17 protein-coding genes are annotated in these 21,087 nt (G+C 73.8%); 9 read left to right on the forward strand and 8 right to left on the reverse strand.

Features of this window, described 5'->3' with window-relative positions; translation table 11 throughout:
• Window positions 1-180: 180 nt before the first annotated feature.
• The 4 genes from dnaG to ABZ117_RS00675 all read right to left on the reverse strand — a co-directional run bounded on the left by dnaG (window position 181) and on the right by ABZ117_RS00675 (window position 5,760).
• Window positions 181-2,088, reverse strand: a complete 1,908-nt coding sequence (gene dnaG / locus ABZ117_RS00660; RefSeq protein ID WP_356816183.1) for a DNA primase — start codon at window positions 2,086-2,088, stop codon at window positions 181-183.
• Window positions 2,089-2,135: 47 nt separating this feature from the next.
• Entirely contained in the window at window positions 2,136-3,401 is a 1,266-nt protein-coding gene (locus ABZ117_RS00665) for an FAD-dependent oxidoreductase (protein WP_356816184.1), read from the reverse strand.
• A gap of 103 nt (window positions 3,402-3,504) precedes the next feature.
• The gene (locus ABZ117_RS00670) at window positions 3,505-4,839 is read right to left on the reverse strand and encodes a deoxyguanosinetriphosphate triphosphohydrolase (protein WP_356816185.1); all 1,335 of its coding nucleotides are present in this window, start codon (window positions 4,837-4,839) and stop codon (window positions 3,505-3,507) included.
• Between the two features lie 54 nt (window positions 4,840-4,893).
• On the reverse strand, window positions 4,894-5,760 hold the full coding sequence (locus ABZ117_RS00675; RefSeq protein ID WP_356816186.1) for a sirohydrochlorin chelatase: 867 nt from the start codon (window positions 5,758-5,760) through the stop codon (window positions 4,894-4,896).
• 153 nt (window positions 5,761-5,913) lie between these two features.
• Here ABZ117_RS00675 and ABZ117_RS00680 point away from each other — a divergent pair, with 153 nt between their 5' ends.
• The 3 genes from ABZ117_RS00680 (at window position 5,914) to ABZ117_RS00690 (ending at window position 9,770) form a co-directional block, all read left to right on the forward strand.
• Window positions 5,914-6,594: an ElyC/SanA/YdcF family protein gene (locus ABZ117_RS00680; protein WP_356816187.1), complete on the forward strand. Its 681-nt coding sequence runs from the start codon at window positions 5,914-5,916 to the stop codon at window positions 6,592-6,594.
• Between the two features lie 101 nt (window positions 6,595-6,695).
• Window positions 6,696-8,930, forward strand: coding sequence for a molybdopterin oxidoreductase family protein (locus tag ABZ117_RS00685; protein ID WP_356816188.1), 2,235 nt, complete (start codon window positions 6,696-6,698; stop codon window positions 8,928-8,930).
• 9 nt (window positions 8,931-8,939) lie between these two features.
• Window positions 8,940-9,770 carry an arylamine N-acetyltransferase gene (locus ABZ117_RS00690; protein WP_356816189.1) on the forward strand — a complete coding sequence of 277 codons (831 nt, stop codon included), beginning with the start codon at window positions 8,940-8,942 and terminating at the stop codon, window positions 9,768-9,770.
• A 1-nt stretch (window position 9,771) separates the two neighbouring features.
• On the opposite strand, the gene ABZ117_RS00695 is transcribed toward ABZ117_RS00690, so the two are convergent.
• Window positions 9,772-10,233, reverse strand: coding sequence for a gamma-glutamylcyclotransferase family protein (locus ABZ117_RS00695; RefSeq protein ID WP_356816190.1), 462 nt, complete (start codon window positions 10,231-10,233; stop codon window positions 9,772-9,774).
• 137 nt (window positions 10,234-10,370) lie between these two features.
• Here ABZ117_RS00695 and ABZ117_RS00700 point away from each other — a divergent pair, with 137 nt between their 5' ends.
• The 6 genes from ABZ117_RS00700 (at window position 10,371) to nirD (ending at window position 17,904) form a co-directional block, all read left to right on the forward strand.
• A complete protein-coding gene (locus ABZ117_RS00700) occupies window positions 10,371-12,020 on the forward strand; it encodes a M4 family metallopeptidase (protein ID WP_356816191.1) in 1,650 nt (549 codons plus the stop codon).
• Between the two features lie 244 nt (window positions 12,021-12,264).
• Window positions 12,265-12,780: a hypothetical protein gene (locus tag ABZ117_RS00705; protein ID WP_356816192.1), complete on the forward strand. Its 516-nt coding sequence runs from the start codon at window positions 12,265-12,267 to the stop codon at window positions 12,778-12,780.
• Between the two features lie 156 nt (window positions 12,781-12,936).
• Entirely contained in the window at window positions 12,937-13,596 is a 660-nt protein-coding gene (locus ABZ117_RS00710; protein ID WP_356816193.1) for a class F sortase, read from the forward strand.
• 121 nt (window positions 13,597-13,717) lie between these two features.
• A complete protein-coding gene (locus tag ABZ117_RS00715; RefSeq protein WP_356816194.1) occupies window positions 13,718-14,932 on the forward strand; it encodes an FAD-dependent oxidoreductase in 1,215 nt (404 codons plus the stop codon).
• Window positions 14,933-17,542 carry a nitrite reductase large subunit NirB gene (gene nirB / locus ABZ117_RS00720; protein WP_356816195.1) on the forward strand — a complete coding sequence of 870 codons (2,610 nt, stop codon included), beginning with the start codon at window positions 14,933-14,935 and terminating at the stop codon, window positions 17,540-17,542.
• Complete coding sequence (gene nirD / locus ABZ117_RS00725; protein WP_356816196.1) at window positions 17,539-17,904, forward strand: nitrite reductase small subunit NirD; 366 nt, start codon at window positions 17,539-17,541, stop codon at window positions 17,902-17,904. Before nirB ends, nirD begins: the two co-directional genes overlap by 4 nt.
• A gap of 43 nt (window positions 17,905-17,947) precedes the next feature.
• Here the strand turns inward: nirD and ABZ117_RS00730 are convergent, their stop codons facing one another.
• The 3 genes from ABZ117_RS00730 to ABZ117_RS00740 are packed head-to-tail and all read right to left on the reverse strand — an operon-like array spanning window position 17,948 to window position 20,920.
• A complete protein-coding gene (locus ABZ117_RS00730) occupies window positions 17,948-18,781 on the reverse strand; it encodes a carbohydrate ABC transporter permease (protein ID WP_356816197.1) in 834 nt (277 codons plus the stop codon).
• Window positions 18,774-19,676 (reverse strand): sugar ABC transporter permease, encoded by a 903-nt coding sequence (locus tag ABZ117_RS00735; protein ID WP_356816198.1) that lies wholly within the window; start codon window positions 19,674-19,676, stop codon window positions 18,774-18,776. Before ABZ117_RS00735 ends, ABZ117_RS00730 begins: the two co-directional genes overlap by 8 nt.
• Window positions 19,673-20,920: a sugar ABC transporter substrate-binding protein gene (locus ABZ117_RS00740; protein ID WP_356816199.1), complete on the reverse strand. Its 1,248-nt coding sequence runs from the start codon at window positions 20,918-20,920 to the stop codon at window positions 19,673-19,675. The genes ABZ117_RS00735 and ABZ117_RS00740 overlap by 4 nt, the downstream gene beginning before the upstream one ends.
• Between the last annotated feature and the right edge of the window lie 167 nt (window positions 20,921-21,087).

Raw genomic sequence — 21,087 nt, forward strand, 5'->3', positions numbered from 1 at the left:
CCTGCGCTCCGAGGACTCGGGCACCGGCCCCCAGTGTGGAGTACGACACAACGCCGCCACGAGGGGCGTGCGGTGACTTTTTGCATCCGGTCCGTGACCGCCCGCTGACCGTGCCCGCACCGGTGGCCCCGACTCCGCCGCTGACCTGGCGGGATCGCGGGAGTCCGGGGACCGGTGTGACTAGAGCGCTGCCGCGCCGCGTTCGCGCAGGGCCTGGTCGTACTGCTGGAGGACCCACACCTCGTTCTGGACGGCGGCCAGCCGGGCCGGGTCGCCGCCGGCGGCGAGGCGGGTCAGCTGGGACTGGATGTCGCGGATGCGGCGCTCCACGGCCCGGCGGCGGATCTGCACCAGAACCGTGCCCGCGTACGTCTCGTCCACGGTGCGGCGCAGGATCGGCTCGACGGCCAGTTCGGTGACCATGGCGCGGACGGTGTCGTCGGGGGCGGCCTCCCGCACCCGGACGACGTACTCCTGCGGGTCGGACACGCCGTACTCGGCGCCGCCCGCCTCCGCGATGGCCCGGCGCACGGCCGCGTACGGCGGGGCGGTGAACTCGTCCATGCCGTAGGCGTCGAAGGCCGGGGAGACCAGCTCGGGGCGCTGCAACGCGAGTTTGAGCAGCTCGCGTTCGGCGGCGTGGACGGGGTTGCGCAGGGTCAGCGCCGGGCCGCCGGCGGGGCGGGGGGCCTCGGTCCACCGGGGATCGGCCTGGCGGGACTGACCCTGCCGCGGGTCGCCCTTGCCGCCGCGGTCGCGGGCCCAGCGGGCCAGCTGGCCGACCCGGCGGACCACGAACTGGGTGTCGAGGATGCCGAGCATGCCGGCCAGTTCGACGGCGACCTCGTGCTGGGCGCCGCTGTTCTTGATCCGGGCGACGATCGGGGCGGCCTCGTCCAGGGCGGCGGCGCGGCCGGCGGGGGTGTCGAGGTCGTAGCGGCCGAGGATCTGGCGGAGCGCGAACTCGAAGAGCGGGGTGCGGGGCTGGACCAGGTCGGCGACGGCCTCGTCGCCCTTGGCGAGGCGCAGGTCGCAGGGGTCCATGCCGTCGGGCGCGATGGCGATGTACGTCTCGGCGGCGAACTTCTGGTCGTCCTCGAAGGCGCGCAGGGCGGCCTTCTGGCCGGCCGCGTCGCCGTCGAAGGTGAAGATGACGCGGGCGCTGCCGTTGTCCATCAGCAGCCGGCGCAGGATCTTGATGTGGTCGCTGCCGAAGGCCGTGCCGCACGTCGCGATGGCGGTCGTCACCCCGGCGAGGTGGCAGGCCATGACGTCGGTGTAGCCCTCGACCACGACCGCCCGGCTGGCCTTCGCGATCTCCTTCTTGGCCAGGTCGATGCCGTACAGCACCTGGCTCTTCTTGTAGATCGCCGTGTCAGGGGTGTTGAGGTACTTCGGGCCGTTGTCCGCCTCGTACAGCTTGCGGGCGCCGAAGCCGACGACCTCGCCGCCGATGTCCCGGATCGGCCACATCAGCCGGCCCCGGAACCGGTCGATGGGGCCCCGGCGGCCCTCCTGGGACAGGCCGGACAGGAGCAGTTCCTTGTCGCTGAAGCCCTTGCCGCGCAGGTAGCGGGTGAGGTGGTCCCAGCCCTGGGGGCTGTAGCCGACACCGAAGTGGACGGCGGCGGCCTGGTCGAAGCCGCGTTCGGCGAGGAAGACCCGGCCGGTCTCGGCCTCGGGGCTGGTGGCGAGCTGCTCCGCGTACCACTGCGCGGCGATCTTGTGTGCCTCGACCAGGCGGATGCGCTCGCCGCGCTGGTGGGTCGGGTTGTAGCCGCCCTCCTCGTACCGCAGGGTGATGCCGGCCTGGGCGGCGAGGCGCTCGACCGCCTCAGAGAAGGAGAGGTGGTCCACCTTCATCACGAAGGTGAGGGTGTCGCCGCCCTCCTGGCAGCCGAAGCAGTGGAAGAGTCCCTTGCTGGGGCTGACCTGGAAGGACGGCGACTTCTCGTCGTGGAACGGGCACAGGCCCTTGAGGTTGCCGCCGCCCGCACTGCGCAGCTGGAGGTACTCGGAGACCACGGCGTCGATCGGGACCGCGTCCCGAACCGCCTTCACGTCCTCGTCGTTGATCCGTCCTGCCACGCGTGAATTCTACGGGGGTGGCGCGGCGGTGCCGGTGCGCCCGGCGGTCAGGGGGCGAGGCTGTCGAGCGGTACGTGCGGGTCCGAGAGTGCCTCGATGTTCACCGGGGCCCGGGAACGGACGAGCCGCTGGATGTGCTCTGTGACATCCCACACGTTCACGTTCATCCCGGCCAGTACGCGGCCCTGCCGCACCCAGAACGCGATGAACTCCCGTTTCCCGGCGTCGCCGCGGATGACCACCTCGTCGTACGAGCCCGGCGGCGCCCACCCGCTGTACTCCATGCCCAGGTCGTACTGGTCGCTGAAGAAGTACGGCACGCGGTCGTAGGTGACGTCCCTGCCGAGCATGGAGCGGGCGGCGGCCGGCCCGCCGTTCAGGGCGTTGGCCCAGTGCTCGACCCGCAGCCGGGTGCCGAACGGGGCGAGCGGGAAGGACGCCACGTCACCGGCGGCGTAGATGTCGGGGTCGCTGGTGCGCAGCCGCTCGTCGACGACGATGCCGCCGCCCCGCGCCGGGTCGGCGGTCTCCAGGCCCGCGGCCTCCGCCAGACCGGTGCGGGGGGCGGCGCCGATCGCGGCGAGGACGTCGTGCGCGGGGTGTTCCTCGCCGTCGTCCGTGCGGGCGGCGAGGACCATGCCGTCCTGTCCGACGATCTCCGTCAGCCGGACGCCGAAGCGGAGGCGGACGCCGTGCTCGCGGTGCAGCTCCGCGAAGACGTTGCCCAGCTCGGGGCCGAGGACGCCGTGCAGCGGGGTCTGGGCGGGTTCGATCACCGTGACCTCCGCGCCGTACTCGCGGGCCGCCGCCGCGACCTCCAGGCCGATCCAGCCGGCGCCGGCGATCACCAGGTGCCCGTTGTCCCGGCCGAGCGCGGCCAGGACGCGCTTGAGCCGTTCGGCGTGGGACAGCCGGCGCAGGTGGTGGACGCCCGTCAGGTCGGTGCCCGGGATGTCGAGGCGGCGGGGTTCGGCGCCGGTGACCAGGAGCAGCTTGTCGTAGCGGACGAGGGTGCCGTCGTCGCCGAAGCGGACCGTCTTCGCCGTACGGTCGACGCGGTCGACGGTCTGTCCGAGGTGCAGCTCGATGTCGTTGCGCGCGTACCAGGCGGGCTCGTGCACGAAGACGCTGTCGCGTTCCTCCTTGCCGAGGAGGTAGCCCTTGGACAGCGGCGGGCGCTCGTAGGGGTGGTCGCGTTCGTCGCAGATCAGTATCACCCGGCCGGTGAAGCCCTCCGCCCGGAGCGTCTCGGCCGCCTTCGCGCCGGCGAGACCGCCTCCGACGATGACGAATGTCTGATCCGCGTCGACCACGTGATGCCTCCTCATAAGGGTGCCGCCACCTGCGAGCGTCCCGCACGCAGCGTGATGCGGGAAGAGGGTGTGACCCGTTCAGGCCACGGAGGGTCACTTTTCTTCACAGTCGTCCCGTCAGTCTCGCGTGCAGCGAGAGGGCGGAGGCGTCGGTGAGGGACGCGATCTGGTCGACGATCACCCGCTTGCGCGCGTGGTCGTCGGGCGCCGCGTCGAACAGCGCCCGGAACTGCGGGTCCAGGTCGTGTGGGGCGCGGGCGGTGAGCGCCTCGGCCAGCTCCGCGACGATCACCCGCTGGTCGGCGCGCAGCCGTTCCTGCTCGGCCCGCTGTATGACGTACCGGTCGGCGACCGCCTTGAGCACCGCGCACTCCATGCGGGCGGGGCGGGGGACGACGAGTTCGGCGCCGTAGCGGGTGAGCCGGCCGGTGCCGTACGCGGCCCGGGTGGCGCCCTCGGCGGCCAGGCAGAACCGGCCGATGAGCTGGCTGGTGGCGTCCTTCAGGCGGGCCTGTGCCACCGCCGTGCCGTCGTAGCCGTGCGGCCACCACTCCTGCTCCAGGAGGCGGTCCAGGGCCGCGGCGAGTTCCGCCGGGTCGGTGTCCGCGGGGACGTACCGGCCGACGGCGACCGCGAACACCGCCTGCCGTTCCGGTTCGGCGCGCAGACAGCCGGGGTCGATGTGGCCGGCGTGCAGGCCGTCCTCCACGTCGTGCACCGAGTAGGCCACGTCGTCCGACCAGTCCATCACCTGCGCCTCGAAGCAGGTGCGGGTGCCGGGGGCGTGCGCTCTGACCCAGTCGAACACCGGGCGGTCGTCCTCGTACACGCCGAACTTCCCCGATCCCGGGTCGGTGGGGTGGGCGCCGCGCGGCCAGGGGTACTTGGTGGCGGCGTCGAGGGTGGCGCGGGTGAGGTTGAGGCCGACGGAGCCCTCCGGGGTGAAGCGCTTGGGCTCGATGCGGGTGAGCAGCCGCAGGGACTGCGCGTTGCCCTCGAAGCCGCCGCAGTCGTCGGCGAACTCGTTCAGCGCGTACTCGCCGTTGTGGCCGAAGGGCGGGTGGCCCAGGTCGTGGGAGAGGCAGGCCGCCTCGACCAGGTCGGGGTCGCAGCCGAGGGCCGCGCCCAGCTCCCGGCCGACCTGGGCGCACTCCAGGGAGTGGGTGAGGCGGGTGCGGGGGCTGGCGTCCCAGACCAGGCTGCGCGTCCCCGGGGTGACCACCTGGGTCTTGCCCGCCAGGCGGCGCAGGGCGGCGGAGTGCAGGACGCGGGCGCGGTCGCGCTGGAAGGCGGTGCGGCCGGGGCGTTTGTCCGGCTCGTGGGCCCAGCGGTCGGCGGACGCCGGGTCGTACGCCGACGCGGGTGCGGTGCCGGTGCCTGTACCTGGGTCTGAGCCTGTGGTGCGTGCGATGCCTGCGGTGCCTGCGGTGCCTTCCATGGGTCGACAGTACGGGCCGGCACCGACAAAAGCGGGCTGCCGCCTGCCGTGCGTTCAGGCGGAGGCCAGTTCCGGCTCCCGGCTCGCGTGTGCCTGGTCGTAGCGGTGCAGGACCAGGCGGGCCATCGCCTCGTGCGCGCCCAGGGGGGCCGAGGCGAGCCACGGGGCCCGGTCCGCGCACTGGGTGGCGAAGCGGCCCGGGGCCGTGAAGTACGACGCGACCGCCACCCGGTGCCGGCCGCGGGCGGCCAGGGCGCGCAGGGCGTCCGGGACGGTGGGTGCCGCCGCGGAGGCGTAGGCGGGGAGCACGGGGACGCCGAGGCGGGCGGCGAGGAGGCGGGCGGTGCCGCGGGTGTCGGCGGCCGAGTCGGGGTCGCGGGAACCGGCCGCGGCGAGGATCACCGCGCTGGTGCGGCGGGCGGCGCCGTCCATGGCCGCGGGCCAGCCGGCCTCCAGGAGCCGGTCGTGCAGGGTCCGGGCGAGGAGCGGGTGCGGGCCGAGCGGGGCGGCCACCCGGGCGCGTACCGGTGCGGCGGCGGCCATCGCGGGGATGTCCTGCCGGACGTGGTAGCCGCGGCCCAGGAGCAGCGGTACGAGGACGACGGGGCCGACGGGGCCGGCGGGGGTGTCGCCCAGGGCGGCGAGGGTGTCGGGCAGCAGGGGGGCGTTCCGTTCGATGTGGCCCAGGTGGACCGCGAGGCCGGGGCGCAGGGCGCGGACCCGCTCGGCCAGGGCCCGTACGGTGGTGAGCGCCCGGGGGTCGCGGCTGCCGTGGGCGACCAGGACCAGCGCGGGCGGGGCCGGGCGGCGGTACCGGAGCGGGGGGACGAGCCGGAGCCGGCCGCTGCCGCCGGTCCTCGGGTGCGCCGTGTGACCGAGGGGGGCGCGGGGCTCGTCGCTGCGTGGGTTCGACGCCGTCATGGAACGATCCTGTCGGCCGGAGGTTGCGTCGCCGTTGCCGGCCCGTCACGGGTGTTTTCCGCCGTTTCACCGCGGGCGGACGCGGCTTGTGAGGCGAAACCGGAACAGGCGCCGGTGGCGTCCTCCCGGTCGGAAGCGATCTCTGGGGGGCCAATGAGGATCCGTCGACCGCGGCTGCCGCGCACGCGCACCGGGCAGCGGCGGCTGGTGCAGGCCGTGATGGCCGGGTGCGTGCTGGCGCTGCTGCCGGTGACCTGGCTGTACGTGTCCACGGCGGACCGGCTGCGCACCACGGCCGACGTGCCGCACACCGAGGTGGCGATGGTGTTCGGGGCGGGCCTGTGGAAGCACGGGGAACCGTCGCCGTACCTCGCGCACCGGCTGGACGCGGCGGCCCGGCTGTACCGCGCGGGGCGGATCGAGGTCGTCCTCGTCACCGGGGACAACAGCCGGGAGGACTACGACGAGCCGGACGCCATGCGCACCTATCTGACCCGGCACGGGGTGCCGGACGCGCGCATCGTCAGCGACTACGCCGGCTTCGACACCTGGGACTCCTGCGTCCGGGCCAGGAAGATCTTCGGGGTGGACCGGGCGGTGCTGATCAGCCAGGGCTTCCACATCCGGCGGGCGGTCGCGCTGTGCGAGGCGGCGGGCGTGGTCCCGTACGGCGTCGGGGTCGACGCGAGACACGACGCGACCTGGTACTACGGCGGCACGCGCGAGGTGTTCGCGGCGGGCAAGGCGGCACTGGACGCGGTGTTCCGGCCGGACCCGCGCTTCCTCGGCCCGCGGGAGCCGGGGGTGGCGCGGGCGCTGGCCGCCGGGCGGTGACGTGTCCTCACGGCTCCCGGACCGGCGCGAGGAGGTCGCCGTGCCGGGCGCGTAACGGGATCCGGCCGGGGGCGTAACACGCCGGACCCACGCTGGGCGGCATGGAGAACACCTCGGCGCCCACCCACTGCCCGTACTGCGCCCTCCAGTGCGGGATGACGCTCACGCCCCTGCCCCAGGGGGGCGTCGAGGTCACCGAGCGGCCGGACTTCCCCGTCAACCGGGGCGCGCTGTGCGGCAAGGGGCGCACGGCGGCGCAGGTGCTGTCGCCGGCGGTACGGCTGACCGCGCCGCTGGTGCGGGAGGGCGGCCGGCTGGTGGAGGCCGGCTGGCCCGAGGCGCTGGACCGGATCGCCGAGCGGCTCGGGGCGGCCCGGGAGCGGTACGGCGCCGACGCGCTCGGGGTGTTCGGCGGGGGCGGGCTGACCAACGAGAAGGCGTACGCGCTCGGCAAGTTCGCCCGGGTGGTGCTGGGCACCTCGCAGATCGACTACAACGGCCGGTTCTGCATGTCGTCGGCCGCCGCGGCGGGCACGAAGGCGTTCGGTCTCGACCGGGGGCTGCCCTTCCCGCTGGAGGACATCCCGCGGACCGGCTGCGTGATCCTCGTCGGATCCAATCTCGCCGAGACCATGCCGCCGGCGCTGCGCTTCTTCACGGAGCTCCGGGAGAACGGCGGCACGCTGATCGTCGTGGACCCGCGCCGCACGAGGACCGCCGACCAGGCCGACCTGCATCTCGCGCCGCGCCCCGGCACCGACCTCGCCCTCGCGCTCGGCCTGCTGCACCTGGTGGTCGCGGAGGTGCGGACGGACGAGGAGTACATCCGGGAGCGGACCACCGGCTGGGCGGAGGCCCGGGCCGCCGCGATGGCGCACTGGCCGGAGTACGTGGAGCGGATCACCGGCGTGCCCGTGCCGCAGCTCCGCGAGGCGGTACGGATGTTCTGCGCGCCGCGGGCGGCGATGGTGCTCACCGCGCGCGGGCCGGAGCAGCATTCCAAGGGCACGGACACGGTGGGCGCGTGGATCAACCTGTGCCTGGCCACCGGGCGGGCGGGGCGCCCGCTGTCCGGGTACGGGTGCCTGACCGGGCAGGGCAACGGGCAGGGCGGACGCGAACACGGCCAGAAGGCCGACCAGTTGCCCGGCTACCGCAAGCTCGACGACCCGGAGGCCCGGCGGCACGTGGCCGGGGTGTGGGGCGTGGATCCGGACTCGCTTCCCGGCCCCGGGCGCAGCGCCTACGAACTCCTCGACGCCCTCGGCACGGACGTGCGGACGCTGCTGCTGATGGGCTCCAACCCGGTGGTGTCCGCGCCCCGCGCGGCCCACATCGAGGAGCGGCTGCGTTCGCTGGACTTCCTGGCGGTGGCCGACGTCGTCCTGTCGGAGACGGCGGAGCTGGCGGACGTCGTGCTGCCCGTCGCCCAGTGGGCGGAGGAGACCGGCACGACGACCAGTCTGGAGGGCAGGGTGCTGCTGCGCCGCCGGGCCGTCGCTCCCCCGCCCGGCGTCCGCACCGACCTGTACGTCCTGCACGAGCTGGCCGCCCGGCTCGGCGTCGAGAAGGGCTTCCCGACCGACCCCGAGGAGGTCTTCGGGGAACTGCGCCGGGCCAGCGCGGGCGGCCCCGCGGACTACTCGGGCATCACCTACCGCCGCCTCGCCGAGGAGAACGGCGTCTTCTGGCCCTGCCCGGCCGACCCGCCCACCGCGGATACGGCGGGTACCGCGGATACGGCGGGTACCGCGGATACGGCGGGTACCGCGGATACGGCGGGTACCGCGAGTACCGCGAGTACCGCGAGTACCGGAGCCGAGCCCGTCCCCGGGCCGGGGGCGCATCCCGGGTCGCCGCGGCTCTTCCTGGAGCGGTTCGCCACCCCCGACGGCCGGGCCCGGTTCGTTCCCGTCGTGCACCGGGCGGCCGCCGAGGAGCCGGACGAGGAGTATCCGCTGGTGCTGACCACCGGCCGGGTGGTGGCGCAGTACCAGTCGGGGGCGCAGACCCGGCGGGTGGCGGAGTTGAACGCGGCGGCGCCGGGACCCTTCGTGGAGCTGCATCCGCGGCTCGCGGCCCGGCTGGGGGCGGCCGACGGCGACCCGGTCGCGGTGGTCTCCCGGCGCGGCCGGGCCGTGGCGCCGGCGCGGGTCACCGCCACCATCCGCCCGGACACCGTGTTCATGCCCTTCCACTGGCCGGGCGAGGGCCGCGCCAACACCCTCACCAACCCGGCCCTGGACCCCACGTCGGGGATGCCGGAGTTCAAGTCGTGCGCGGTGCGGCTGGAGGTGCTGGGGCCACGGGCGCGGCCGGGGGACGCGCTCGCGTAGGTTCGGGGTATGGCCGACACCGAGCAGTACGACCTCGACGCCTATCTCGACCGCATCGGCTGGCAGGGCGAGCGGCGGGCCTGCCTGGACACCCTGCGGGGTGTCCACCTGGCGCACGCGCTGTCGCTGCCGTTCGAGAACCTGGACCCGCTGCGCGGATCGGTGCCCTCGCTGGCGCCCGCGGACCTGATGGCGAAGATGGTGCACGGCCGGCGCGGCGGCTACTGCTACGAGCACAACACCCTGCTCCGGCTGGCGCTGGAGGCGCTCGGCTTCCGGGTGACCCCGCTGGCCGGCCGGGTGGTGCTGGGCGCGGAGAGCCCGGACAGCCGGCCGCGGACGCACACGATGCTCCAGGTGGAGGTGGCGGGCGAGGCCGGGCCGTATCTGGCGGACGTCGGTTTCGGCGCCCCGGGGGCGCTGCTGCTGCCGGTGCCGCTGGCCCCCGGCGCCGAGTACGAGGGCGCCGGGCGCCGGCACCGGCTGGCGCGGCTGGAGCACGAGGGGCCGCTGGATCTGTGGGAGTTGCAGGCGTACGACCGCCGGGGCGGGGTGTGGACCGGGCAGTACGCGTTCACGCGGGAGCCGTTCACCGCCGTCGATCTGGACGTGTTCAACTGGTTCGTCGCCACGCACCCGCGTTCCCCGTTCACCCGCCGCCCCTATCTCCAGCGGACCACCGCCGAGCGTCATCTCGCCCTGGACGGAGACCGGTTCACGCAGACCCTCGCCGACGGCACGGTCACCGGGCGCACGTTGACGCGGGAGGAGGAGGCGCGGCGGGTGGTGACGGAGGAGTTCGGCATCGAGGTTCCCGAGGGGCTCGCCCTGCTGGGCTGAGTCAGCGGCCGGCCGGCCACTCGCCGCCCGGGATCGGCCGGCCCCGGACGCGCAGCCGGTCGGCGACGCGCGCGGCGGCCAGGTACACCCAGGCGCGGACGGTGGTGCCGTCGGCGCGTTCGACGTCCCGGGCGACGCGTTCGTAGAGGTTGCGGGGGTCGCCCGGCACGTACCCCTCCAGCCGGTCGAGGTCGGTGAGCAGGCTCTCGTACGCCTCCGGGAGCGCGGTCACCAGTTCTCCGCGCACCAGTCCGCCGGGCCGCTCGACGGCGTAGGGGTAGCCGGGGCCGTCGTACAGCACGGCGCCGGTGAGCCGGGCCGGTTCCCCGGGGAGGGTGCGTCCGCGCAGGAACCGGTCGTGGTTGGCCCCACCGGCGCGCAGGGTGCCGTAGACGAAGAACGGGCGGGGGCCGCGGGGCGCACCGGGGCCCGAGCTGCGGGGCGGGGGGTCCTCGGCGATCACGGAACCGATTCTGCACCCTCGCCGGTTCGCCACACATCTCCATGAAGACGCTATGGACATGACATGTCATGCCCTCTTAAATCTCAGTGACATCCGCGCCACCCCCACGCCTGCCGGGCGCCTTCCCGAGGAGACAGATGAGCCGGATACGGCACCACGTCCGAGGAACCCGTCGCATCGCCACCGCCGGCGCCGCCGTCACCAGCGCGGCCCTGCTGACCGTGACCCTCTCCCCCGCCGCCCACGCCGACGGCAGACCGACCCGGGCGGCCGCGGTCCACAACGCGGCCTCGGCCCTCCTGGCCCACGCGGCCGGCCTGGGCCTCACCGCCGGCCAGGACACGAGCGTCCGGGACGTCGTCGTGGACAAGGACGGCACCCAGCACGTCCGTTACGACCGCACCTACCACCGGCTCCCCGTCCTCGGCGGCGACTTCGTCGTCCACCTGGCCAGGGACGGCCGTTACCGCGGCGCCGACCGGGCCACCCGGCAGCCGGTCTCCCTGCCCTCGGTCACCCCGGAGGTCTCCGGCCCGAAGGCCGCCGCCCTCGCGGTGAGCGCCCTGCGCGCGGCCCACCCCGGCGACCGGCTCCAGCAGGTGAAGGCGAAGCCGCGGCTCGTGGTCGACGCCCTGCACGGCCGCCCCCGGCTGGCCTGGCGGACCGACGCCGCCGGCCTCGACACGCTCGGCAACCCCGTCGCCCGCACCGTGCTGACCGACGCCCGCACCGGCACCCGGATCGACGCCTGGGACAGCATCGAGACGGCCGCCGGCGACGGCGCGTCCCTGTACAGCGGGACGGTGCCGCTGGAGACCACCCCGTCCGGGTCGTCGTACCAGCTGAAGGACCCGACGCGCGGGAACACCTACACCGGTGACGCCGCCAACAAGACCGACCTGTGCATCTTCGGCATCTGCGTCAGCCGGGCCCCCGCCACCCTGTTCACGGACGCCGACAACCACTGGGGCACCGGTACCACCGCGGACCGCTCCTCGGCGGCGGTCGACGCGCAGTACGGCACCGACGCGACGTGGGACTACTACAAGAACGTCCAGGGCCGCAACGGCATCGCGAACGACGGCAAGGGCTCGTACAACCGCGTCCACTACGGCAGCAACTACAACAACGCCTTCTGGGACGACAGTTGCTTCTGCATGACGTACGGCGACGGTGACGGCACCACCTTCGGCCCGCTGGTGGCGCTGGACGTGGCCGGGCACGAGATGACGCACGGCGTGACGTCCAAGTCCGCGGCGCTGGCCTACTCCGGGGAATCCGGCGGGCTGAACGAGGCCACCTCCGACATCCTCGGCACCATGGTCGAGTGGTACGCGGGCAACTCCTCCGACCCGGGTGACTACCTGATCGGCGAGAAGATCGTCCGCCCCGGCTTCGGCAAGGCCGCCCTCCGCTTCATGGACCGGCCCTCCCGGGACGGCAGTTCGGCCGACTACTGGAGCGCGTCGGTCGGCAACCTGGACGTCCACTACTCCTCCGGCGTCGCCAACCACTTCGCCTACCTCCTCGCCGAGGGCAGCGGGGCCAAGACGATCAACGGCGTCAGCTACGACTCGCCGACCGCGAACGGCGCCACGCTCACCGGCATCGGCCGCGACAAGGTCGGCAGGATCTGGTACCGGGCGCTGACGGTCTACATGACGTCCTCGACGAACTACGCGGGCGCGCGCACCGCCACCCTCGACGCGGCCAGGGACCTGTACGGCGCCGGCAGCACCGAGTACAACGCGGTCGCCGCCGCCTGGAGCGCGGTGAACGTGAACTGAGCCGCGCCGGCACCGGCCGCACCCCGTCGCGGGTGGAGGCCAATCGTGTGCTCTTCGTACCCGGCCCCCCGCACGGCTGTGACCTGCCGGAACACTCCCCGGCTGGGCCGTGCGGGGGGCCGTCCGCGCCACCCGTTCACCGCATTCACCGCGGCGCCCGGGAAGCGGATCCCCGCGAGTGCGACTTATCTCGGTAGGGCAGGGGCGCACCCCTGGACGAGTCGGACAAGCTCTGGGGAGCACCATGCGACGCACTGCCCGTCTGCTGGCCGGTACGGCGCTCGCCGTGACCGCCGCGGCCCCCGCCCACGGCCTGGCCGGCGGCACCGGCCGCCTGGACGTGTACCCGTCCACCGTGGCGCCCGGTGATCAGGTCACGGTGAACACCGCCGTCTGCGGGGACCGGGGTTCGGCGACCGGTGACGCGGGCGCGGTCGGCGCCGGCGTCTTCACTCTGGCGCCCACCGCGCACGACGGCGAGGCGATCGGCCGGTTCCGGGTGCCGCCGAGCGCACAGCCCGGGACGTACGAGATCGTCGCCAGGTGCGCCGAGGGCGGCCGGCAGGCGGCGGGTGACCTGGTGGTGGCGCTGGGCGCGGCGCACGAACAGGTGCAGCCGCGGGGAAGTGTGAAGACGGGGGTCGGCGGCGGACTCGGCCCCGACCCCGTGCAGACCACGGCGGGTGTGGCGGCGCTGGCCGTCGCCGCCGTGGGCGGTACCTGGCTCCTGCATCGCCGGGCGAGAGGCGACGGGATCTGACGGACACCCTCCGCTGTCCGTCCGCCTGTACCGCACGTCCCGCCCCCTCCGGGTCCGACGCCCCTCGCGGCCCGGAGGGGGAGGGGACCGGCCCCGAGGCCGGTCCCCTTCTCAGGGTCCCGTTCGGGGGCGCGCGCCCCCGGGAGAGGGGTTCGCATGCGCAGGAGAGCCAGGCTCGGCGACACCGCCATAGCCGCCGTCACCGTCGTCGCCCTCGGCTCGGGCGTATGGCTGCTGGACGGTGGCACCGGCCGCCACACGCCCCCGCAGCCGACGGCCGCCGAGGGCCGCCCGGACCCGCGGGGCGAGCGGCTCGCGGCGCCCGCCCTCGCACCGTCCCCGCCGGTCCGCATCCGCATCCCCGCGATCCGCGTGGACGCCCCGCTGACGGGCCTGGCCCTCACCCGCTCCGGCAATCTGGAGGCGCCGCCCGCCGGGCGGAAGAACCTGGCCGGCTGGTACGAGGCCGGCACCGTGCCCGGCGAGACGGGCACCGCGGTCGTCGCCGGCCACGTCGACAACACCGACGGCCCCGCCGTCTTCTACGACCTGGGCGCGCTGAAGCGGGGCGCCACCGTCGAGGTGGACCGCCGGGACGGCAGCGTGGCCGTCTTCACCGTGGACGCGGTGGAGGTGTACCCGGCCCGGGGCTTCCCCGACGAGAAGGTGTACGGCGCCGCGCCCCGCCCCGAACTGCGCGTCATCACCTGCGGCGGCGGCTACTCCAGGACGACCGGCTACCAGGGCAACGTGGTGGTGTTCGCGCACCTGACGGGCAGCCGCCACGGCACCGGGCAGGCGCCGCCGGGCCGTTGACCGGCCGGGTGACCCCGGCACGCGGGCCTCACACCCCCGGTGTGCCGCCACTGAGGGCAGCGTTCCCCGTGGGAAACAGCGGTGATGCCACCGGGTAACGTCGGGGCCGCACGCTCGGGACATGACCTCGAATACGCGTGTGGTGGTGATCGGCGCCGGCCTCGCGGGCGTACGGCTCGCCCGGCGGCTCGGCGAGCTGGGTACGCCCGCGCTGCTCGTCGGCGAGGAGGAGCACCCCCCATACAACCGCGTCCTGCTGGCCGAGGTGCTGGCCGGCCGGTACGCCCCGGAGGTGATCGCCCTCCCGCCGCCCGCCGGCCTGCTGCGCGCCCGGATCACCGGCATCGACCGGACGGCCCGGACCGTCACCCGCGCCGACGGCATGCCGATCGCCTACGACACGCTGGTCCTGGCCACCGGCTCCAACCCCGTGCTGCCGCCGCTGCGCGGCCTGTTCACGGCCGACCACCGCCTGCCCGAGGGCGTGCACGCGTTCCGCACCCTGGACGACTGCCTGGGCCTGGCGAAGGCCGTCCGGCCGGGGGTGCGCGCCGTCGTCATCGGCGGTGGACTGCTGGGGGTCTCCGCGGCCCGCGCGCTCGCCGTGCGCGGCGCGCAGGTGGTCCTCGCCCAGCAGTCCGAACGGCTCATGGAGCGCCAGCTCGACCCGGACGCCTCCCGGCTGGTGCTGCGGCACCTGACGGACCTGGGCGTCGAGGTGCACACCGAGTGCCGGGTGCGGGACGTGCGCTGCGTCGCGGGCGCGGTCCGCTCGGTGGAACTGGCCGACGGCTACGCCCTGGACGCCGACCTCGTGGTGGTCGCCTGCGGGGTGCGCCCGCGCACCGGCCTGGCCGAACAGGCCGGGCTCGCCGTCCACAAGGGCGTCCTCGTGGACGACGCGCTGCGCACCTCCGACCCGCACATCCACGCCGTCGGCGACTGCGCCCAGCACGACGGCACGGTCTACGGCCTGGCCGCCCCCGCGCTGGAACAGGCCGACGTGCTCGCCCAGCTGCTCGCCGGCGACCCGGGCGCCCGCTACCGCGGCACCCGATCCCTGACCCGGCTGACCCTCACCGGCCCCGGCTCCCCGTTCGACCTCGCCGCGTTCGGTGACACCGAGGTACGCCCCGGCGACGACGTGGTGCGGCTCGCCGACGCCACCCGGGGCACCTACCGCAAGGTCGTCGTCCGCGACGAACGCCTGGTCGGCGGGGTCCTCGTCGGCGAACTAGGCACCGTGGGCACGCTCGCCCGCGCCTGGGAGGGAGCAGAGCCGCTCCCCGGTGACGGCCCCCTGCTCCACCTGCTCACCCACGATGGAGGCTCCTGAATGTCCGCCACCCCGGAGGCCACCCCCACGATCGTGCTCGTCGGCCACGGCATGGTCGGCCAGCGCTTCCTCGAAGCGCTCGCCGAGCGCGGCCTGACCGCCACGCACCGCGTGGTCGTGCTGTGCGAGGAGCCACGTCCGGCGTACGACCGCGTCCAGCTGACCTCGTACTTCTCCGGCCGGACGCCGGAGGACCTGTCCCTGACCGACCAGCGGTTCATCGAGGACCACGGCATCGAGCTGCACCTCGGCGACCCGGCGGAGACGATCGACCGCGAGGCGCGGCGGGTCACCGCCCGCTCCGGTCTGGTCGTCGGCTACGACGTCCTCGTCCTGGCCACCGGTTCCTACCCGTTCGTGCCGCCGGTGCCGAACAAGGACGCCACCGGCTGCTTCGTCTACCGCACCATCGAGGATCTCCTCGCCATCGAGGAGTACGCGGCGCGGAAGGCATCGACGGGCGCCGTGGTCGGCGGCGGCCTGCTCGGACTGGAGGCGGCGGGCGCCCTCAAGGGCCTCGGACTGGACGCCCACATCGTGGAGTTCGCGCCGCGCCTGATGCCGGTGCAGGTGGACGAGGGCGGTGGCGCGGCGCTCCTGCGGACCATCGAGGACATGGGCCTGACGGTCCACACCGGCGTGGGCACCCAGGAGATCGTGACGGACGCCTCCGGTGCCGTCACCGGCATGCGGCTGTCCGACGGCTCCGAACTCGCCACCGACCTGGTCGTGTTCAGCGCCGGCGTCCGCCCCCGCGACCAGCTGGCCCGCGACTGCGGTCTGACGGTCGGCGAGCGCGGCGGCATCACGGTCGACGAGCAGTGCCGTACGGTCGCCGACCCGCACGTCTTCGCCATCGGCGAGTGCGCGCTGGCGGTGGACGGCCGGGTGTACGGCCTGGTGGCGCCCGGGTACGAGCAGGCGGCGACCGCCGCGGCGACGATCGCGGCCGACGAGGCGTCCTTCACCGGCGCCGACCTGTCCACCAAGCTGAAGCTGCTCGGCGTGGACGTGGCGTCGTTCGGCGACGCGCACGGCACCACCGCGGACTGCCTGGACGTCGTCTACTCCGACTCCCGCACCGGGCTGTACAAGAAGCTGGTCATCGGCCGGGACGGCACACTGCTCGGCGGCGTCCTGGTCGGCGACGCGGAGGCGTACGGCACCCTGCGGGCGCTCACCGGCTCGGTGCCGCCCGTCTCCCCCGAGTCGCTCGTGCTGCCCGCCGGCGCGGGCCCGGCGGACGGGCTCGGCCCGTCCGCGCTGCCGGACGACGCGGTCATCTGCTCCTGCCACAACGTCACCAAGGGCACGATCCGCGGCGCGGTCACCGACCACGCGTGCACCACCGTGCCCGAGGTGAAGAAGTGCACCCGGGCCGGCACCGGCTGCGGCTCCTGCGTGAAGGTCCTCGGCCAGCTGGTCACCGCCGAGCTGGAGGCGTCCGGCGTCGAGGTCGACAAGGGGCTGTGCGGCTGCTTCCCCCAGACCCGCGAGGAGCTGTACGAGATCGTCCGCGCCCTGCGGATCACGTCGTACCGGGAGCTGCTGGACCGTTACGGCCGCGAGGGCGCCCGGGGCGGGGACGGCTGCGAGGTGTGCAAGCCGGCCGTGGGTTCGGTCATCGCCTCGCTCGCCCCGGCGATCGGCGCCAGCGGCTACGTCCTGGACGGCGAGCAGGCGGCTCTCCAGGACACCAACGACCACTTCCTCGCCAACCTCCAGAAGAACGGCTCGTACTCGGTGGTGCCGCGCATCCCCGGCGGGGAGATCGCGCCCGAGAAGCTGATCGTGATCGGCGAGATCGCCCGGGACTTCGGCCTCTACACGAAGATCACCGGCGGTCAGCGGATCGACATGTTCGGCGCCCGGGTCGAGCAGCTGCCGCTGATCTGGGCGCGGCTGGTGGACGCCGGGTTCGAGTCCGGGCACGCGTACGGCAAGTCCCTGCGCACGGTGAAGTCCTGCGTGGGCTCCACCTGGTGCCGCTACGGCGTGCAGGACTCGGTGCGGATGGCGATCGACCTGGAGCTGCGCTACCGGGGGCTGCGGTCCCCGCACAAGCTGAAGTCGGCCGTGTCCGGGTGCGCCCGCGAGTGCGCGGAGGCCCAGTCGAAGGACTTCGGGGTGATCGCCACCTCCAACGGCTGGAACCTGTACGTCGGCGGCAACGGCGGCGCCACCCCGCGCCACGCCGACCTGCTGGCCCAGGACCTCTCCGACGCCGAACTGGTACGCCTGATCGACCGGTTCCTGATGTTCTACATCCGTACGGCCGACCGTCTGGAGCGCACCAGCACCTGGCTGGAGCGGATCCCGGGCGGCCTGGAGCACGTACGGGACGTGGTGGTGCACGACTCGCTCGGCATCTGCGACGAGCTGGAGAAGCTGATGCGGGCGCACGTCGCGCACTACCGCGACGAGTGGGCGGAGACCGTCAACGACCCCGAGCGGCTGGCCCGGTTCGTGTCCTTCGTGAACGCCCCGGACACCCCCGACCCGGTCGTCTCCTTCGTCCCCGAGCGCGACCAGATCAAGCCCGACCTGCCGCTGCTGAACATCGGCCTGCGGCCCGCCGACGACGTCCTGGAAGGAAGCGCCCAGCGATGACCCTGGCACTCGAGACGACCGACCTGACCGTACAGCTCCAGCTGGCGGACGGCTGGTTCACGGTCTGCGACCTGAGCACGCTGGTCCCGGGCCGCGGGGTGGCGGCCCTGCTGCCGGACGGCCGCCAGGTGGCCGTCTTCCGCGACCGCGCGGACCGGCTGTACGCCGTCGACAACCGCGACCCCTTCACCGGCGCGGCCGTCCTCTCGCGCGGCCTGACCGGCAGCCACGAGGGCCGCCCGTTCGTGGCGTCCCCCCTGCTCAAGCAGCGCTTCGACCTGGCCGGCGGCCAGTGCCTGGACGACGCGACGGTACGGGTGGCCACCTACGAGGTCCGGGCGGCCCCGCGGTCGCTCGACTGATCGCTCCGGCAGTGCCTGACGACGGCCGGGCCCGCCCCGGCCGTCAGTCGATCCCGGACCGCTCCACCCCCGCCACGATCCACCGCTGGAAGCACAGGAACACCAGCAGCAGCGGCAGCACCGACACGGCGGCGGCCACGAACAGCTCGTGCAGCCGTACGACCTGGGCGGTGGTGAACGTGGACAGGGCGACCTGCACCGTCCAGGCGTTCCGGTCCTGCCCGATCACCAGCGGCCACAGGAAGGAGTTCCAGGCGCCCAGGAAGACGATGGTCCCGACGGCCGCGAACACCGGCCGGGCGTCGGGCACGACGACCAGCCAGTACGTCCGCCAGTACCCGAGCCCGTCCACCTGCGCCGCGTCCTCCAGCTCGTGCGGGAACCCGAGGAAGTACTGCCGGAAGACGAAGCAGGCGAACGCCGGGAACAGCGTCGGGACGATCAGCCCCCGGAGCGTGGAGATCCAGCCCAGCGACGACACCAGCACGAAGCTGGGGACGAAGGTGACGGCCGCCGGGACCAGCAGGGTGCCCAGGACGGCGTAGAACACCTTGTTGGCGTGCCGGTAGGGGATGCGGGCCAGGCCGTACCCGGCGAGGGAGGCCAGGAGCAGGGTGCCCAGGGTGGTGGCGACCGCGATCAGCGCGGAGTTGAGCAGGGACCGGGCGAACGGTACGGACGGATCGGCGAACAGCTCGCGGACGTTCCCCCACCGCACCTGACGCGGGAAGAACGTCCACTGCGGGGAGGTGATGTCCCGCTCGTCGGCCAGGCCGTTGCGCAGGAGCAGGTAGAAGGGGATCAGGAAGAGCAGGGCGAGCGCGATCAGCAGCACCAGCCGCAGCGCCCGGCCGGCCCGCACCAGGGCGTCATCCATCGCCGTCCGTCCTTCCCAGCCGCAGCCAGCGCGCCTGCCCCACCGTGACGACGGCGACGACCAGCGCCAGGATCACCGCGCCCGCGCTGCCGAGCCCCAGGTTCTGCCCCTGCCCGAGCGCGGTGTAGTACAGGTAGACCAGGGGCGGCCGGGCGTACGGCGGATAGCCCCGCGCGTCCGACAGCAGGTTGTAGAACTCGTCGAAGGCCTGGAAGGCGTTGACGACGAGCAGCAGCACGACCGCGACCGAGGTGGCCCGCAGCTGCGGCAGGGTGATGTGCCGCAGCACGGTCCAGCCGGGCCGGGCCCCGTCCACGGCCGCCGCCTCGTACAGCACCGGGTCGATCCGCTGGAGCCCGGCGAGGAACAGGATCATGTAGAACCCGGCCTGGAGCCAGAGCCGTACGGTCACGATGACCAGCCAGTACCAGGGCGGGTCGGGCGAGGCCAGCCAGGCGACGGGGTCGGCGCCGAACCAGCCCAGCACGGTGTTCGCCAGTCCGAACCGCACCCCGCTGAAGACGGACATCTTCCACACGAGCGCGGCCACCACGTAGCTGCACGCGGCCGGCAGGAAGAACACGGACCGGAAGAAGGCCCGGGCACGCCGGACCCGGTTGACCATCAGGGCCAGGGAGAGGGAGCACCCGTAGGTGACGGGCACGATGAAGGCGGTGAAGACGAGGAAGGTGCGCAGGCTGTCGAGGAAGGCGTGATCCCCGAGCATCGCCGTGTAGTTGTCCAGCCCGGCGAAGTGCGTGGGCGTGACGGTGTTGTGCGCGTCGAAGAAGCTGAGCGCCACGCTCCACAGCAGCGGTACGTACGTGAACAGGGCGAGCCCGAGGGCGAACGGCCCGACGAACACCCAGAACCACAGCGCCCGCCGCCGCCTCACGGCTTCTTCTTCACACGGTCGAGTTCGGCCGACACCTTCCCGACGACCGGCCGCAGTTCCCGCGCGGGATCGGCCCCGTTCCTGATGATCCTGCTGAGCGCGTCCTGGTAGGCGCTCTGGCCGGCCGGGGTCCACAGCAGCGGCTGGGCGTAGCCGTGGTCGGTGGTGAACCGGACGGCGTCGGCGGCGGCCCCCGACCTCAGCCGGTCCGCCTTCTTCGCGAGGGAGGTCCGGGCCGGGATGTGGAAGCCGTAGGACAACGCGAAGTCCTGCTGGAAGTCGGTGCGTTCCACCCACAGCCACTTCACGTAGTCCTCGGCGGCCTCCCGGTGCCCGCTGCGCGCGCTGACGGCGGACCCGTACGCGCCGACGGGTACCGCGGGCCGGCCGCCGGGCCCGTCCGCGGGGAACGGCAGCACCCCGAAGTCGTCGCCGAGTTCCTTCCGCACCTGCGGCAGCGCCCACAGCCCGGACCACTGCATCGCGGTCAGCCCCTGGACGAAGGCGGACGGGTCCGACCAGTCGCTGGGCGCGCCCAGGAGCAGCGACTTGTCGGCGTACAGCCGGTGCAGCTTGCCGAGGGTGCGGGCGGCGGCGGGGTCGTCGAAGCCGGGCTTCCCGTCCTCGGTGACGAGGCTGAGTCCCGCCGCGTACAGGGGTGTTCCGCCGAGCACGCCCGCTCCCCCGTCGTTGCCGAGGAACAGCCCCTTGGTCCTGCGGTCGGTGAGGGCGCGGGCCGCGTCGACCAGGGCGTCCAGGGTGGTGGGCGGCTCCACGCCGGCGTCCTTGAGCAGGCTCTTGCGGTAGTAGAGCAGCTGCGTGTCGATGACCTGCGGCACGGCCCAGATCCTGCCGTCGTACGTCTTCGGCGCGAGCGCGGCCGGCGCGAAGTCGTCCTTGACGCCCTCCAGCAGCCCGGTGAGGTCGACGACCTGCCCGCCCCGGATTTGGTCGAGCGTCGGCCCGTTGACCTCGAACACGTCGGGCCCGGAGCCGGTGAGCAGGGCGGCGGCGGTCTGCTGGTCGTAGTTCCCCGGCCGCCACTGCACGTCGACGCGTGCCTTCTTGTACGCCCCGGCGTAGCGCCGCACGGCCTGTTCGGTGCCCTGCTCGCCGTACTGGTGGTACCACTGCGACAGCGACGGCCCCGAACCGCCGCCCCCGCGCCCCGTGTTGCCTCCGCACGCGGTGAGCAGTCCGGCGCCCGCACCCGCGGCCAGCAGGGTCCTGCGGCTGATCGTCATCCTGTGCCCCCAGACGTCCGTCATCGATGCACGGCCCAACGATCAACCATCCACGACGATTACGAAAGGGGTGTTGCACGCGTGTGTCACGGCCGGAGCGTCTCGCCGCCGGCCGCACGCGAAGCGGCGGCACCCCCCGCACAGGGATGCCGCCGCCTCTCTTTTCG

This window comes from Streptomyces sp. NPDC006309, from assembly GCF_040613095.1.
Taxonomy (GTDB): Bacteria; Actinomycetota; Actinomycetes; order Streptomycetales; family Streptomycetaceae; genus Streptomyces.